Source organism: Pseudonocardia sp. P-1, assembly GCF_058111925.1.
The window spans coordinates 4,540,783-4,554,175 of sequence record NZ_CM176614.1 but is presented as its reverse complement, the minus strand read 5'-3'; the positions used below and the strand labels follow the sequence as shown (position 1 = coordinate 4,554,175).

19 protein-coding genes and 2 pseudogenes are annotated in these 13,393 nt (G+C 71.3%); 12 read left to right on the top strand and 9 right to left on the bottom strand.

Translation table 11 applies throughout. The annotated features are described in order from the left end of the window. Positions 1-55 precede the first annotated feature (55 nt). The 3 genes from AC0GKK_RS22380 to AC0GKK_RS22370 form a co-directional block, all read right to left on the bottom strand. Entirely contained in the window at positions 56-208 is a 153-nt protein-coding gene (locus tag AC0GKK_RS22380; RefSeq protein ID WP_350589153.1) for a hypothetical protein, read from the bottom strand. A gap of 88 nt (positions 209-296) precedes the next feature. Then, complete coding sequence (locus AC0GKK_RS22375) at positions 297-635, bottom strand: HAD-IC family P-type ATPase (protein WP_237454169.1); 339 nt, start codon at positions 633-635, stop codon at positions 297-299. Continuing rightward, positions 605-886, bottom strand: a complete 282-nt coding sequence (locus AC0GKK_RS22370; protein WP_350589152.1) for a hypothetical protein — start codon at positions 884-886, stop codon at positions 605-607. The genes AC0GKK_RS22375 and AC0GKK_RS22370 overlap by 31 nt, the downstream gene beginning before the upstream one ends. A gap of 149 nt (positions 887-1,035) precedes the next feature. Between AC0GKK_RS22370 and AC0GKK_RS22365 the strand changes: the two genes are divergently transcribed. Continuing rightward, positions 1,036-1,326 carry a hypothetical protein gene (locus tag AC0GKK_RS22365; protein ID WP_350589151.1) on the top strand — a complete coding sequence of 97 codons (291 nt, stop codon included), beginning with the start codon at positions 1,036-1,038 and terminating at the stop codon, positions 1,324-1,326. A 224-nt stretch (positions 1,327-1,550) separates the two neighbouring features. On the opposite strand, the pseudogene AC0GKK_RS22360 reads toward AC0GKK_RS22365, so the two are convergent. Further along, positions 1,551-1,703, bottom strand: a pseudogene (locus tag AC0GKK_RS22360) (IS481 family transposase); the annotation flags it as partial. A 71-nt stretch (positions 1,704-1,774) separates the two neighbouring features. Continuing rightward, a complete protein-coding gene (locus AC0GKK_RS22355; protein WP_489882462.1) occupies positions 1,775-2,173 on the bottom strand; it encodes a transposase family protein in 399 nt (132 codons plus the stop codon). Here AC0GKK_RS22355 and AC0GKK_RS22350 point away from each other — a divergent pair. Beyond that, complete coding sequence (locus AC0GKK_RS22350) at positions 2,081-2,344, top strand: RraA family protein (RefSeq protein ID WP_489882461.1); 264 nt, start codon at positions 2,081-2,083, stop codon at positions 2,342-2,344. The genes AC0GKK_RS22355 and AC0GKK_RS22350 overlap by 93 nt on opposite strands. Before the next feature lie 326 nt (positions 2,345-2,670). After that, positions 2,671-3,264 (top strand): plasmid pRiA4b ORF-3 family protein, encoded by a 594-nt coding sequence (locus AC0GKK_RS22345; protein WP_337826784.1) that lies wholly within the window; start codon positions 2,671-2,673, stop codon positions 3,262-3,264. Positions 3,265-3,282: 18 nt separating this feature from the next. Here the strand turns inward: AC0GKK_RS22345 and AC0GKK_RS22340 are convergent. Next, a pseudogene (locus AC0GKK_RS22340) lies at positions 3,283-3,651 on the bottom strand (transposase); the annotation flags it as partial. Between AC0GKK_RS22340 and AC0GKK_RS22335 the strand changes: the two are divergent. After that, a complete protein-coding gene (locus AC0GKK_RS22335) occupies positions 3,631-3,798 on the top strand; it encodes a hypothetical protein (RefSeq protein WP_489884082.1) in 168 nt (55 codons plus the stop codon). The pseudogene AC0GKK_RS22340 and the gene AC0GKK_RS22335 sit on opposite strands and share 21 nt — an antisense overlap. Before the next feature lie 212 nt (positions 3,799-4,010). Here AC0GKK_RS22335 and AC0GKK_RS22330 read toward each other — a convergent pair whose 3' ends face one another. Further along, complete coding sequence (locus tag AC0GKK_RS22330) at positions 4,011-4,622, bottom strand: TetR/AcrR family transcriptional regulator (RefSeq protein ID WP_489882460.1); 612 nt, start codon at positions 4,620-4,622, stop codon at positions 4,011-4,013. A 92-nt stretch (positions 4,623-4,714) separates the two neighbouring features. Here AC0GKK_RS22330 and AC0GKK_RS22325 point away from each other — a divergent pair, with 92 nt between their 5' ends. Genes AC0GKK_RS22325 through AC0GKK_RS22310 form a run of 4 tightly spaced genes read left to right on the top strand, consistent with a single transcriptional unit; the run spans position 4,715 to position 8,992 of the window. Continuing rightward, the gene (locus AC0GKK_RS22325) at positions 4,715-5,956 is read left to right on the top strand and encodes an acyl-CoA dehydrogenase family protein (protein WP_489882459.1); all 1,242 of its coding nucleotides are present in this window, start codon (positions 4,715-4,717) and stop codon (positions 5,954-5,956) included. Next, a complete protein-coding gene (selD, locus tag AC0GKK_RS22320) occupies positions 5,956-7,047 on the top strand; it encodes a selenide, water dikinase SelD (RefSeq protein WP_489882458.1) in 1,092 nt (363 codons plus the stop codon). The genes AC0GKK_RS22325 and selD overlap by 1 nt, the downstream gene beginning before the upstream one ends. After that, the gene (locus tag AC0GKK_RS22315) at positions 7,044-7,598 is read left to right on the top strand and encodes an adenylyltransferase/cytidyltransferase family protein (protein ID WP_489882457.1); all 555 of its coding nucleotides are present in this window, start codon (positions 7,044-7,046) and stop codon (positions 7,596-7,598) included. The genes selD and AC0GKK_RS22315 overlap by 4 nt, the downstream gene beginning before the upstream one ends. Continuing rightward, positions 7,595-8,992: an alkaline phosphatase family protein gene (locus tag AC0GKK_RS22310; protein WP_489882456.1), complete on the top strand. Its 1,398-nt coding sequence runs from the start codon at positions 7,595-7,597 to the stop codon at positions 8,990-8,992. Before AC0GKK_RS22315 ends, AC0GKK_RS22310 begins: the two co-directional genes overlap by 4 nt. 167 nt (positions 8,993-9,159) lie before the next feature. On the opposite strand, the gene AC0GKK_RS22305 is transcribed toward AC0GKK_RS22310, so the two are convergent. Next, the gene (locus AC0GKK_RS22305; protein WP_489882455.1) at positions 9,160-10,179 is read right to left on the bottom strand and encodes a tripartite tricarboxylate transporter substrate-binding protein; all 1,020 of its coding nucleotides are present in this window, start codon (positions 10,177-10,179) and stop codon (positions 9,160-9,162) included. Continuing rightward, positions 10,179-10,424, bottom strand: a complete 246-nt coding sequence (locus AC0GKK_RS22300) for a tripartite tricarboxylate transporter TctB family protein (protein WP_489882454.1) — start codon at positions 10,422-10,424, stop codon at positions 10,179-10,181. Before AC0GKK_RS22300 ends, AC0GKK_RS22305 begins: the two co-directional genes overlap by 1 nt. 284 nt (positions 10,425-10,708) lie before the next feature. On the opposite strand from AC0GKK_RS22300, the gene AC0GKK_RS22295 reads away from it, so the two are divergent. The 4 genes from AC0GKK_RS22295 (at position 10,709) to AC0GKK_RS22280 (ending at position 13,380) form a co-directional block, all read left to right on the top strand. Further along, positions 10,709-10,930 (top strand): hypothetical protein, encoded by a 222-nt coding sequence (locus tag AC0GKK_RS22295; RefSeq protein ID WP_489882453.1) that lies wholly within the window; start codon positions 10,709-10,711, stop codon positions 10,928-10,930. A gap of 44 nt (positions 10,931-10,974) precedes the next feature. Next, the gene (locus tag AC0GKK_RS22290) at positions 10,975-11,406 is read left to right on the top strand and encodes an STAS domain-containing protein (protein WP_489882452.1); all 432 of its coding nucleotides are present in this window, start codon (positions 10,975-10,977) and stop codon (positions 11,404-11,406) included. Positions 11,407-11,507: 101 nt separating this feature from the next. Further along, a complete protein-coding gene (locus AC0GKK_RS22285) occupies positions 11,508-12,455 on the top strand; it encodes a helix-turn-helix domain-containing protein (RefSeq protein WP_083658952.1) in 948 nt (315 codons plus the stop codon). Between the two features lie 112 nt (positions 12,456-12,567). After that, positions 12,568-13,380 (top strand): mycofactocin-coupled SDR family oxidoreductase, encoded by an 813-nt coding sequence (locus tag AC0GKK_RS22280; RefSeq protein WP_482638073.1) that lies wholly within the window; start codon positions 12,568-12,570, stop codon positions 13,378-13,380. Positions 13,381-13,393: the final 13 nt, after the last annotated feature.

Here is a 13,393-nt window from a genome sequence, read left to right as displayed (position 1 = left end):
ATCCGTCCCGCCATGCCCTCGCCCCGCCGGCCACGTCGGTCGATTGCCTTTGGGGTCAGACCGCTGCACGGGCACCGCACTCGGTGGTGTCGGCACCGGCGAGTCGTGCCGTGCTGCGCGCAGGCGTCAGGTCGAGACGGCGAAGAAGCTGAGCGTCGAGGGCGACGACGACGGTCGAGACCGACATCAGGATCGCGCCGACGCTCATCGGCAGGACGAACCCGACGGGAGCGAGGACCCGGCCGCCAGCGGGACAGAGGCCAGATTGTAGCCGGCCGCCCACCACAAATTCTGCTTCATCTTCCGGTAGGTCGCGCGCGACAGGTCGTCACCGACAGCACCGACCTCGGGTCGGACCAGGCGAGGATGACACCGGCGGAACCGATCGCGACATCGGTCCCGGCCCCGATCGCGATACCCCCGTCGCCCTGAGCCAGGGCAGGAGCGTCGGTGACGCCGTCCCCGGCCATCGCGACCCGACGACCCTGGCTCTGCAGTTCGGCCACCGTGGCGGCCTTGTCCTCAGGCCGGACTCCGGCGAAGACCCGGTCGATGCCGAGGTCGGCAGCGACGGTGTCAGCCACTGCCCTGGCGTCCCCGGTGATCATGACCGCCTGCGTGCCGACGGCGTGCAGGGCCTCGCCCGCCTTCCGGGACGCTGGCCTGATCTCGTCTTCCCGTCGCAGCGCGCGATGACCTCACCGTCGACGAGGGCGTGCAGGACGATCGCCCCTTGGCGGCACCACTGGTCCGCGACCGCGAACTCGGCGGCGCCGTGCTGGTCGAGCAGGTGAGGTCCGCCGACCTGGATCAGCGTGCCGTCCGCGGTGGCCTCGACCCCGACCGCGACCGCGGGGGACGAGGAGAACTCACGCGCCGGCTGCACCGGGCCGGACAGCGCTGAACCGGGTGGCGACGTCCACTGACGTTGTCCCCGGGGTGACGGTCCTCGTTGGCTCCAGCGGCGGAGGTGCTCGTGGTGCCGGGTGACGAGCCCCGCCTTGCCGTTGTGAGGGGGTGGCCTGATCTTGACGGTTGTTCGACGACAACCTCGTCGAGATGGGGTCCGCGGCCGCGTGCGGACACTGCGGCGAGGTCCTGGGCGACCCCGCCGACGGCCCGCTGGCACTCGCGGTCTACGACGGCGCTCCCACGGACGCCGGCCCGCAGATCATCGCGACCGCTGGCGACTACGTCGACGCGCCGGTGGTCTTCCTGCATTACAGCTGCCCATCCTGCTGGACCGCTTTGTCCTCCGCGGTGGTACCCGCCGACCACCCGGACGCCGCCACCACCCTCGGACGACTGACGGTCACCGCCGGGTAGCACGAGTCGGGGGTGGGCAAGCGACACGCTCGCCCACCCCCGGCCTCATCCCCCACCCCAGGGCGCCGACCACGCGGTGCTCCCGACCACGGAGAACAACACATGCCCCTCGACTTCGCCGGACGCGTCGCCGTCGTCACCGGCGCGGGCGGAGGCCTCGGCCGTGCCCACGCCCTCGCCGCCCGCGGCGCACGCGTCGTGGTCAACGACATCGGCGGCACGGTGAACGGCCAGCCGCCGCCCTCAGGGATGCTGTCAAGCTTCTTGGCGTCGACGTGGAGCAGATCCCCGGGGTCCGGGTGTTGGTAGCGGCGTACGGCCTCGCCGGTGACCCGGTCGACGTGGGCCAGGCGGTGCAGCCTGCAGCGGGTCAGGATGAACACACCCCGGCGGGCGCCGATCGACTGACCCCGATCGAGTTCGAGACACTGAGCCTTTGCCAACCTGATCAAGTGTTGGCGATCATGAGGGTCTGAACTGCGGCGATGAGCGCTGCGGCCTGGTTCGGGCTGGAGCGGATCTTGCGCAGGACCTTCCAGGTCTTCAGCTCGGCGTTGACCCGCTCGCCCGGCCCGCGACGGCGGGCGTGCGCGGCGTTGACCGCCTTCTGGTTCACCGACAAGGGTCGGTAACGACCGGTGTCGGGGTCGAGGCGCCGACGGCGCTGCGGGACCGCGACCGTAGGCCCGGCACCCTGGTAGGCGGTGTCGCCGGCGGCCGGGATCGCGTACTCGGTGAGCGCGTCGATGATGCCGTGCTCGCGGGCTGCGCCCATGTCGTGACGGGCCCCGGGCAGCGGCGGGGAGATCCACACCAACCGGCCGACCGGGTCAGCGATGACCTGCACGTTCAGCCCGTGGCATTTGTGCTTGCCCGAGTAGAACCGTTCGACGGCACGGGAGAGATCGACATTCCTGTCAGCTTCGGAGGTGCAACTTTCGTACCGGGACAACACTTGTGGAGCGACAACGACGGGGTGATCGTCACCCGTCCCGGCAGGCTCGCCGGGACGCCGTGAGGGGCGAGCCCGACTGTACGAGCACCAGCCTTGCCCCTGTTGGAGCCGATCTGACGGCGCTGTCATCTTGGTGGCGCGCCAGCGCTGTCGTTCTACCGCCGTCCCGCAGCGGGACGGCGACGAGCGCGAGGAGGAGCTGCGGCCGGTGAACGCAGACGACCCGATGGGGACGTTGCTGGCCTCGCCGGGCGTAGTCCACGACGAGCGCACCGGTGAGGTGGCGGCGACCCTGACGCTTGCGCTTAGAGGTCATTGCAGAAGTCCGGGAGCGGGTACCGGGCGCTCCCAGGGGCGGTGGGAGCATCGCGGGCATGGCGAGGCCTCGGGTGACGACGAAGACGAAGATCTTCCGGATCGAGATCGTGCTGGTCGATGTCGAACCGACCGTGCGGCGGGTGGTCGAGGTCCCGGGTGAGGCCAGTCTCGCGGTCCTGCACGAGGTCGTGCAGGACGCGATGGGCTGGACCAACTCCCACCTGCACGAGTTCGAGATCGACGCTGTGCGCTATGGGATGCCTGATCCGGACTGGGACTCCGGCACGCTCGACGAGGCCAAGACGAAGCTGTTCCGGGTGCTGGCCGCCGGGCAGGACGCGGGCTATGTCTACGACTTCGGCGACAACTGGCACCACGTCCTGACCGTCGACGCAGTCACCACTCCAGAGCCTGGGGTGCGCTACCCGCGCTGTGTCGAGGGGCAGGGTGCATGTCCACCCGAGGACGTGGGCGGGGTGTTCGGCTACCCGGAGTTCGTCGACGCGCTCGCCGATCCCGATCATGCTGAGCACGCCGAGCGGGTCGAGTGGTGGGGCTCGGACCAGTTCGATCCGCACCATTTCGACCTCGCCGGCACCGACCGAGCGCTGGAGCGGTTGGCCTGGTCGCCGCTGGCCGGGTCGAGCGCGACGGCGCGGTCCTGATCCACCGCGAGGGGTCGTTCAGGGCAGACGGCGCAAGCAGATCAACGCGCACGCCAGCTTCAGCAAGGCCTCGATGCTGGTGCGGGAGCGTTCGTAGCGCAGCCCGAGCCGCCGGAACGACAGCAGCCAGGCCATCGTGCGCTCCACGACCCACCGGACCCGGCCGAGCCGGGCCGAGTCTTCGACTCCGCGGCGAGCGATCCGCACCCCGATCCCGCGCCCGGAGAGGTAGCGCCGACACCGTGGGTAGTCGTAGCCCTTGTCGGCGTGCAGCTTGCCGGGACGCCGCCGCGGGCGTCCGGCCTGGCCGCACCGTTCGCGGACGCCGGGATTGGTGTCGAGCAGCTCGGCCAGCATCCGGCTGTCGTGGGTGTTCGCGCCGGACACCGCCGTCTGGCCCGCGACTACGAACGCCACCCCGCCGTCTCCGAGGCCATGATCCGCTGGGCCGCGATCAACACCATCACCCGCCGCATCGCCCGCGGCAAGCCGGCCGCCCGCCAACAGAAGTACGTCTTCACACCCGCGACTTGATCTTCTCAAACACGCTCTAAGACCTTCATCCACAGGTCTTGACGATTGCTCACGGGCCACCTCGGCCAACACGTTGGCCGTGGGATCGGGGATCCTGCCGGCCGCCGGGCTGGGCATGTCCCGGACCAGCGGGCCGCGGATCTGGCCGCCGTCGTGCCGGAGCCCGCGGCCGCGGGCTGTGCCGGGTGCCCGGTGGCCGTGTGGCTGTTCGGTCAGGTGATCTGCCCGGTGAGGAAGCGTTGCATCAGCTGCCGTGCTTCGAGACCGAAGAGGTTCAGCCGGTGTGTGTGCCGCAGCAGGAGGAGGCCGGAGGCGTGGGCGAACGCCTCTGCGGTGAGCCGATTCGCCTCCTCGGCGCCGACGAGATCCTCGGCAGCACCGCGGACCGGCTCCAGCGTGGTCAACAAGGCGGCGTTGAGCTCATGGTTCGCCTCCTCGTCGCCCAGTCCTCGGGGGGCCATTCCCCCAGCGAACAGGTAGAACCCCATGTCGAGATCACGGGGGTTGGCGTCGTAGAAGTCGAAGAACGCCAAGCCGGCGGCGACGTAGCGCCGAGCCGCCCCCTCGATGCCGGCCGCTGCGGTCTCGGTCTCGGCCCGCAACCGTTGCAGCGACTCGTGCAGAGCTGCGGCGTAGAGGTGTTCCTTGCTCGGGAAGTAGCCGTAGATCGCCCCGGTGGCGTATCCGGCCTCCTTGGCGATCGCCCGGATGCTCGCGTCGCGCAGCCCATCACGGGCGAACACACGTAGTGCGGCCTCGAGGATCAGCGCCCGCTTGGCCTCGGCCACAGCATCGGCGCGTGCTGCGCGTGCGCCCTCCGGCATCCGTTCCGCCTTTCCCGTGGATGGCCGAGACGCTACAGTCCGCACAACGTTCATCCAAACGAACATTGTTCAACCACCGGGGGTGGGTCACTGTGGCCGTCGCAGACATCGCTCCGAGCGAGCGGGTCGTCGCCTACACCGAGCGCTTCCGCACGTTCCTCGATACCGACGTCGCCGAGCTGGAGAAGGAGCTGGCCCGGCAGGGCACCGGCACCGCGAGCGCCCCGAAGTTCGATGAGCAGGGCCGCATGCATCCGGCGGTGTGGGAGGCGCGCCGCGAGGTCCAGCGACGCTCGGGCGCCCTGGGTCTCTACGCCCCGCACTCCGGCACCGCGGCCGGGGGCGGCGGGTTCAGCCGGGTCGAGATGCACCACGTCGAGGAGTTCGTCTACCGCCACTCCGGCCTGGGACTGGGTCTGGCGGCACTGGCCTGGACCGAGGGGCCGAACCCCGCGATCGAGCACTGCTCTCCGGCCGTGCGCGAGCAGTACCTGGCGCCGCTGATGACCGGGGAGATCACTGCGGCGTTCTGCAACACCGAGCTCGGCGCCGGCTCGGACGTGCTGCGGATGGCCACCCGCGCGAACCGCGACGGTGCCGACTGGATCATCAACGGGTCGAAGGGCTGGATCACCAACTCGCACTTCGCCGACGTCCTGCAGGTCGTGGCGGTCACCGACCCGGGCGCCGGGACCCGGTCGTTGTCGATGTTCCTGATCGACGCCGACGCGCCCGGGGTGAGTCGCGGGGCCGACCTGCCGACCACGATGGCCGACGGGCTGACCGGCACACTGGAGTTCCGTGATGTGCGGGTGCCGGCGGAGAACGTCGTCGGCGAGATCGGCGACGGCTTCGGCCTGGCGATGTCGTGGATCAACTGGCGCCGGCTCTGTCGCGGTGGGATGTGCGCCGGCTGGGGCGCGTGGCTGCTTCAGCGCGCCGTCGACTACGCCCAGCAACGCGAGGTCGGCGGGAAGCCGATCGCCGCCCAGCAGGCCGTGCAGCACATGCTCGCCGACATCGACGCCGACATCTATCAGGCCCGCTCGACCTCGCTGGTCGCCCAGGCCCAGCTCGACGACCTCGACCCGTACGGAATGCCGCTGCACCCCGGGGCTCCCCGACTGATCAGCCTGGTCAAGGTCATCAACGACGAGGCGTTCTTCCGGGTCGCCGACAACGCCATCCAGGTCCGTGGCGCGGTGGGGCTCGTCCAGGACTCGCCCGAGGAGAAGCTGTTCCGGGTGGCGCGCAACCTGCGTATTCCGGCCGGCACCTCGGAGATCCAGCGCAACGCCATCGCCCGCGGTCTGCTCAGGACCAAGGCGGCGTGATGGCCGTGTCGGTTCCGCTCACGCAGTTCTCGCCGGGTGGTGGCTGCGCGTGCAAGCTGCCCCAGCAACTGCTCGACGACGTACTGGGCTCGCTGCGTACCGGCGCTGCGACCGGCGGGACCGACGCTCGCCTACGGGTCGGTCTCGACCCCGCCGACGACGCCGCGGTCTTCGACCTACCCGGGTGGCACGGCCGGTCGCTGGTGGTGACCTGCGACTTCCTGACCCCGGTCGTGGACGACCCGTACCAGTGGGGACGGATCGCGGCGACCAACGCCCTGTCCGACGTCTACGCGATGGGTGGGCGCCCGCTGCTGGCGCTGAACCTGCTCGGCTGGCCGTCGGACCTCGACCCCGGGCTGGTCGCCGAGGTCCTCCGTGGCGGCGCAGAAGCGGTCGCCGACGCGGGCGCGCTGCTCGCGGGCGGTCACAGCATCGTCGACCCCGCCCCGAAGTACGGACTCGCCGTCATCGGCGAGGCCGCCCACGACGCCATCCTGCACAAGGGCGGCGGACACCCGGGTGACCGCCTGGTGCTGACCAAGCCCCTCGGCGTCGGCGTCATCGGCACCGCCGTCAAGCTGGGACGCGCCGCCGACACCGAGGTGGTGGGCGCAGTCGAGTCGATGACCCGACTCAACGCCGCCGCCTCGCGCGCCGCCGTGGCCTGCGGATTGGCCGGGGGCACCGACATCACCGGGTACGGCCTGATCGGGCACCTGCACGAGATGACATCGGCCGGCCGCCTCGAGGCCAGGATCTGGCCGGACGAGGTGCCGTTGTTGCCCGGTGCCGCCCGGCTCGTCGCGAACGGATGCGCACCGGACGGCAGCCGACGAACCCTGCAGGACGCCCTCGACGCGGGCTGGTTCGTGCCGGGCGAGGCGGACTCGATCTGCCAGCTGCTGCTCGCCGACGCCCAGACCTCCGGTGGGCTGCTGCTCGCCGTCCCGCCGGCCAGGGTGGGCGAGCTGCTGGCAACGCTGCACCGTGGCGGCGACACCGCGGCGACGGTGGTGGGCGAGCTGGTCGAGGGCGTCCCCGGGCGTGTCACTGCCGCGCCGGGCCCGATCGGGAGGAAGCACGAGTGAGACGTCTGGCGTGCGTGACCGGCCGCTTCCAGCCCGTGCACGGACAGCACCTGGAACTGTTCGAACTCGCCTTGCACGAGGCCGAGCACCTCATCGTCGCGGTCACCAACCCCGACACCAGAGCCCGGCACGAGGAGACGACCTCCGCGCACCGCCACCTCGCCGAGGCCAACCCGTTCACCTATTTCGAGCGTCTGCGTCTGCTGCAGGCCGCGCTGCAGGAACGAGGCCTGTCCCGCCACGTCTCGATCGTGCCCTTCGACCTGACCCGGCCCGAGACCTGGTACGAGTACGTCCCTGGCCGTGCACGACAGCTCGTGCGCGCTTACAGCGCCTGGGAACGGGAGAAGGCGAGCCGGCTCTCCGACGCCGGATACGAGGTGACGGTGCTCGACGGCGACCCGGCCACCCGGCTGTCGGCCTCCGATATCCGCGCGCGCCTCGACGCCGACCGGTCGGTATGGGCAGACCTGGTTCCGCGCGCCGTCGTCCCGGTGCTCGCAGAACTCCTCGCAGACCGGGACCGGACCGAGACCGAGGAGGCGACGTGAAGCCCGCGGGATACGGCGAGACCCAACCCCGACTCGACGACGACCGGCTACCGATCGTGCTGGTCGTCCTCGACGGCCTGGGCGACCGGCCGATCCCCCAGCTCGACGGCCGCACACCGGCCGAAGCCGCCCACACCCCTCACCTCGACGACCTGGCCCGTCGCGGCGCGAGCGGCTGGCACCTGCCGTTCGGATGGGGGCGGGCTCCTGCCTCCGAACTCGCCCACTGGGCCATGTTCGGCTACGCCGAGGTGCCCTTCCCCGGCCGCGCCGTCCTCGAGGCCCTCGGCGGCGGCCTCGACGTCGACCCCGACGTCGCCGTCACCCACGCCTCCCTACGCACCTCGCGCGTCGACGGGAGCACGCTCCACCTCACCGGCAGGGCCCGGCCGGACGACCTCGACGACGTCACCGCACTGCTCACCGGACTCACCCCGATACTCGCCGAACACGGCATGACCCTGCAACAGCTCGGGAGCAAGGGCGAAGCCCTGCTGTCCTCCCCCACCCACCACAGCGGCGCCGTCACCGACTCCGACCCGCTGTTCGAGACCTTTCACCCGTGGATGCGCCCGGTCCCGACCGAACCCGACGGTGCGGCGTTCGCCGAGGATCTCACCGCCGCGCTGCTCGATACGCGGGCTTGGCTGTGCGCCAGTGACGTCAATGCGCGCCGCCTGGCCCGCGGCCTGCCCGCGCTCGACGTCCTCACCACCAAGTGGTCCGGCCGGCGAGGAACGATCCCGTCGTTCCTCGACCAGGTCGGGGTCGCCGGTGCCGCGGTCACCAGCACCCGCCTCTACAAGGGCATCGTCACCGCGCTGGACATGACCTCGAGCCACCTGTCCCCGGTCGACGACCTCGAGGAGGACATGGCCGGCCGGCTGGAAGCGGCGGAGCGGCTCATCGAGGACGGGGCCCGGTTCGTGCACGTCCACACGAAGGCCACCGACGAGGCCGGACACACCAAGCAACCCTTCGCCAAACGCGACGTCCTGCAGGCCATCGACCGCGGCCTGGCCGGTCTCGGCGAGATCGCCGAGCGCGCCGTGGTCGCGGTGACCGGGGACCACGCGACACCCTCCACCCACGGCGTGATGCACGCGGGAGAACCGACCCCCCTGCTGGTGGCGGGCCCGACCGTGCGACCCGACGGCGTCACCGAGTGGGGCGAGCTCTCCAGCCAGATGGGCTGGTGGGGCCAGGTGCGGGCCGCAGAACTGCTGCCGCTGCTGCTCGGGCAGGCCAACCGGCCGGTGTTCATGGGCCACCGCATCACCGCCCGGGCGGTGTCCGCGCTCGCCGACACACCCCGGCCGATGCCGCTGCGACAGGAAGCGCGGCCGCACCCGCCGGCCCGGACCGCCGCGCCCGGCCCGACCAGCCGTGACTGACCGGCATCAACGCGCTGAGCAACACCGTGGTCCGGCGCGGAGCGCCGGCATCGACGGTGGCCCGCGCCGTCCGCGGCAGTCAGGTCACCGCCGTCCGGGCGACGGTCCCGTCCTCCAGCGCCCGGGTCCGGTCGTGGTCCCAGCAGACCGGGGTGATCGGGATCCGCTCACGTGATGTCCCGGACGATCTCGCGGAACGCCGGGTCCGCGCTCAGCACCGAGCGCATGGCCTCGGTCAGCTCCGCCCCGGGCATGAACTCGATCGGCCGTCGCTGCTCGGTCGAGGCAGCGACCAGGTCAGGGTTGGTCAGGGCGCAGGCGAACGCGTCGCGCAGGAACGCCAGCCGGTCCGGGGCGAGACCGGGCGGGGCGACCATCGTGCGGCTCAGCGAGACGAGATCGAGCAGCGACCTCAACGTCTCCCGCTGCGCCGCGCCGGCGACCGGGAGGTCGCGGGCCCTGGGCACGCCCTCCAGTCCGGGGCTGTCGGCGTCACCGAGCACGAGCACCGGGCGGATCTCCCCCGACCGGATCGCGCTGACGGTGCTGGCTACCGGCAGGACCTGGGCGTCGGCGTCACCGCGCAGGTATGCCGTGCGGGCCTCGCCCGATCCGGCGAAGCCGCTGATCACCTCGACCGGGAAGTCGAAGATCTGCTGGAGCAGCGGCGGGTTGATGTAGTCGTTCGAGCCGGGCCCGGTGGAGACGAACCGCACCGGGCCCGGGGAGCGGAGCATGTCATCGAAGTCGGCGAAGCGGCTGTCCGCGGCGACGACCACGACGTTGGCTTCGGCCGAGACCCTGGCGACCCAGGACAGGGCGGCCAGGTCGAAGTTGATCCCGGCCGCCTGACCGATCTGGGCGCTCACCGCACCGACCGTGTTGACGATCTGCACCCGGGTTCCGTCCGGCTCCGCGGCCGCGGTGTTCGAGGTCGCGAGCAGCCCGCCGGCGCCGGCCTCGTTGACGACCTTGACGTCACCACCGGTGCAGCGGGCGAGATAGGGCGCGACGTCGCGGGCGTACAGGTCGTAGCCGCCGCCGGGCTCGTAGGGCACGACGAGGTCGATCGCGCGGTCTCGGTAGAACTCCGGCGCCGGGAGCGCGCCCGGATCGGCACCGCACCCGGCGAGGACGAGCGCGGCCACTCCCGCCGCGACGGCGGAGAGGTATCTGCGAGGTGTCATCAGAGCATCAGCCCTTCGGGGAGCGCAATCTCGAACAGCACGTCGAACAGCAGCCAGACGATCAGCCCGACGGCGACGCCGTACCCGACGCTTGCCTGCCAGCTCGCCCGCGCCTGGACCCGCAGAAACGCGAGGGCGAAGACGGCTCCGGTGACAACGAGCCCGATGACGTAGGTGCCGGCGAAGAACCCGACGACCCAGGCCAGCGCCACCGTCCAGGACCGGCGACCGGCCGTGGCGAACACCCTGGTCGCCTCGTCGGAGGGCGGTGGTCCTTCCCCGGAGCGCTGGGCGCGGGACCGCCCGGCCCGCCCGGTGAGGCTGCGGACCAGGTGGAGGCTGCTAAGAGGTCGTTGCAGAAGTCGGGGTGTGTCGGTCCTATGTAGATGGATCTGGTCGGGTGATGCTCGGGGTCGATGGCAAGGGCATCGACGGTCGAACGACTGGTCACCGACGAGCTGTGGGAGCTGGTTGAGCCGCTGCTTCCCCGGCCTCGGCCACGTCGGCGACCGCCGACTGGCTCGACGAGATGAACCGCACTGGCCAGGCCGAGCGGAGCCTGTCGAATCTGCGTTCGGTGCTCGGCAAGCTCGAGACCCTGTTCTTCCGGCTGCTCACCGCAGCCATGCAGTTCTTCGACGAGGCGACCCCGGGCATGGAGTCGCTGCTCGATGCCATCCGTCCCACCGAGGGCGTGATGCGCACCCTGGGCACGGCGTTCGGGAACGCCGCCCGCGCGCGGGCAACCTGATCCGCGCGATCCCGCCGGAGACGTGGCAGCGGATCGCGGACGCCGTGAAGCGGCTCTCGGAGAAGCTGCTGGAGGAGGCCCCGCTCCTTCATCCCATCAGCCCCGACGGCTCCGGCCCGCGGCGCAGCGCCGTGTCGAGCGAGGCGGCCTTCCGCGTCCAGATGGTCGGGTTCACCCCCCCGCAGGTGGCGGTACACGGGCCGATCGACCTGAGCACGGCCGCCGAACTGCGCCAGCGCCTGCAGGAAGCCAGCCGCGGCGGAGTGCTCCCGTTGGTCGTCGACCTCACCGGCGTGAGCCACCTCGCCAGCGCCGGCGTCCAGATGCTGTACCAACTGGCCGAACAGATGGCCGGAGACGGTCGCCGCCTGCAGCTGATCGGCCCCACCGGCACCGCCGCCCACCAGGTGCTGACGCTGACCGCGCTGAGCCGGCTCGCCGACATCGTCGAGACCCTCGAGGAACTCCCGAGCTGAGCGCCCGCGCCGGCGGGGTCCACCGTTCGCTCGACGGCCGGGATCGCGGCGGTTGGTGGCACGATGGGAGGCACCCCGACCCCGGCCGTGCGAGGTGGTTGATGGCAGTGCGACTCTCGACCTCCGACGTCGACGGCCACGACGGCTTCGCGTACTGGCGCGACGCCATCTGCCGACACATCGTCGAGCTGACCGCGAACGCCGCCGGGCCGTCGTCCGACCGGTTCGTGGGAGAGATCGTGCGCAGCATCGTCGACCGGCTGCACGTGGACACGGTCACCGCCGACGCGCACGAGGTCGCCCGCACGGCCCGGCTGATCAGCCGCGCCGACACCGATGACCTGTTCCTCACCCTGCTCGTGCAGGGCGAGGGGGTGTTCGAGCAGGACGAACGGCGCGCGGTGCTCGACCGGCCCGGTGACTTCGTGCTGCTCGACAGCGCCCGTCCGTACCGCGGCCGCCTCGGTGACCGGTCCCGGCAGATCGTGGTGCGCGTGCCCCGCGACCAGCTGGGCGCGTGGCTGCCGGGGTTCGCCGGGGCTACCGGCGTCACCGTCACCGGGACCAGCGGCGTCGGTGCGCTCGCCTCCGGGCTCCTGCGGTCCCTTCCGCTCTATGGTGAGAAGACCGAATCGGTGGCACCGGTCAGCGGATCCGTCCTCGACCTGGTGGCCGCAGCCCTGCACGACCGGGTCGGCGGCGATGTCGAGGGCCGGTCCGTCCGCGCGGTGCACCTGGCCCGGGCACGGAGCTTCATCCGCGGTCACCTGTCCGATCCGGAGCTCACGCCCGCCGTCATCGCCGACGGCATCAACATCTCGCAGCGCTATCTCTACGCGCTCCTGGAGGCCGACGGCACGTCCCCGGGGCGGTGGCTGCTCGAGGAGCGGCTCGGCCGGGCGCACGCGTTGCTGGTCGACACCCGCTGGGCGCGCCGCACGATCTCCGAGATCGCTCTCGCCGTCGGTTTCAGCCACGCGTCGCACTTCACCCGCGCCTTCAAGGTGCGCTACGGGATCACCCCGCGGGAACGACGCGCCCGCAGCTGACTCCCCCGCCGGCTGTGCGGCCTCGTGCAAGAGCGCGTGCGGGCACGGTCAAGATCCGCATGTCGGCCGCTCGTACCTTCAGCTGCACAGGACAGCTCAAGGAGGAGCCGACATGGCCGGACGGTTGGCAGGCAAGGTCGCGCTGGTCACCGGCGCAGCGCGGGGGCAGGGCCGGTCGCACGCGGTGCGCCTGGCGGAGGAGGGCGCGGACGTCATCGCGCTGGACGCCTGCCAGGACATGCGCACGGTGCCCTACGCGCTGGGCACGGCCGAGGACCTCGCGCAGACGGTGAAGCTGGTCGAGGACCTGGACCGCCGCATCATCGCCCGGCAGGCCGACGTCCGAGACATGGCGGCGATGCAGGCCGTGGTGGATGAGGGCGTCGCCGAGTTCGGCCGCCTCGACATCGTCTGCGGCAACGCCGGCGTCGTCTCCTACGTCGAGAACGCCTGGGACATGACCGAGGACGTCTGGGACGAGACGATCGACATCGACCTGTCCGGCGTCTGGAAGACCTGCAAGGCGGCGATCCCCGCGATGATCGCGGCTGGCAACGGCGGCTCGATCGTGCTCACCAGCTCGACCGCCGGCATGAAGGGCTTCGTGCAGATCGCGCACTACGCCGCGGCCAAGCACGGTGTGGTCGGGTTGATGCGGTCGCTGGCCCTGGAGCTGGCGAAGTACTCGATCCGGGTCAATACGGTGCACCCGACCGGCGTCAACACCCCGCTGGTCACCAACGACTTCATGCAGAAGTGGTTCACCGAGCACTCCGAGATGCTCGAGGCCCTGAAGAACCCGCTGCCGGTGGAGATGATCGAGCCCGTCGACGTCTCCAACGCCGTCGTCTGGCTGTCCTCGGAGGAGGCGCGCTACGTCACCGGCGCGCAGATCCCGGTCGACGCCGGCTTCAACCAGAAGTAGGGGACCGCAGACC

Bases quoted from the DNA above. Each gene is read 5' to 3' on its own strand.
- AC0GKK_RS22380 (WP_350589153.1), bottom strand. From the start codon at position 208: ATGAGCGTCGGCGCGATCCTGATGTCGGTCTCGACCGTCGTCGTCGCC.
- AC0GKK_RS22330 (WP_489882460.1), bottom strand. From the start codon at position 4,622: ATGCCGGAGGGCGCACGCGCAGCACGCGCCGATGCTGTGGCCGAGGCC.
- selD (WP_489882458.1), top strand. From the start codon at position 5,956: ATGGCCGTGTCGGTTCCGCTCACGCAGTTCTCGCCGGGTGGTGGCTGC.
- AC0GKK_RS22305 (WP_489882455.1), bottom strand. From the start codon at position 10,179: ATGACACCTCGCAGATACCTCTCCGCCGTCGCGGCGGGAGTGGCCGCG.
- AC0GKK_RS22295 (WP_489882453.1), top strand. From the start codon at position 10,709: ATGAACCGCACTGGCCAGGCCGAGCGGAGCCTGTCGAATCTGCGTTCG.
- AC0GKK_RS22285 (WP_083658952.1), top strand. From the start codon at position 11,508: ATGGCAGTGCGACTCTCGACCTCCGACGTCGACGGCCACGACGGCTTC.
- AC0GKK_RS22280 (WP_482638073.1), top strand. From the start codon at position 12,568: ATGGCCGGACGGTTGGCAGGCAAGGTCGCGCTGGTCACCGGCGCAGCG.